This is a genomic window from Staphylococcus sp. AC872, assembly GCF_979255425.1.
Map to the genome: position 1 here is coordinate 1 of NZ_CEEDKW010000027.1, position 623 is coordinate 623.

The 623-nt window shown below is 32.6% G+C and carries 1 protein-coding gene; it reads right to left on the bottom strand.

Going from position 1 to position 623, the window contains the following annotated elements; genetic code table 11:
• Window positions 1-623 (bottom strand): glucose-6-phosphate isomerase (locus ACZ267_RS12760; protein ID WP_463680337.1); only part of this gene is annotated, 623 nt, incomplete at both ends.

Genomic DNA, 623 nt, shown 5'->3' on the forward strand with positions numbered 1-623 from the left:
GCTTTTGTATTAACTTCATCAATTGTTTTACCAGCAAGATAATTTAATCCATCTAAATCGTCACTATCTTCTTCAATAGTAAGATCATGTTTTGGATGATTCACTTTTACAACTGTTTCAAATAAGAAACGACGACCTTCTTGAACGTATTGTCCTAATGAATGTAAATCAGTAGTGTAGTTAGCACTTGAAGGATAAATACCTTTAAAGTCTTTACCTTCTGATTCACCAAATAATTGTTTCCACCATTCGTTGAAATATTGCATTGACGGTTCATAGTTGATAAGCATTTCAGTTGTATAACCTTTGCTATATAGAAGGTTACGGATTGTTGCATATTGATAAGCAATATTTTCTTCTAATTTGTCAGAAGATAATTCTTTACGTGCTTTTGCTGCACCAATCATCATCGCTTCAATATTAATACCTGCAGCTGCGATTGGTAATAAACCTACAGCAGTTAACACTGAATAACGGCCACCTACATCATCAGGGACTACAAATGTTTCATAACCTTCATTTGTAGCTAATTGTTTTAATGCACCTTTTTGTTTATCTGTTGTAGCAAAGATACGTTTTTTAGCTTCTTCTTTGCCATATTTATTCTCAACTAATTGTTTGAA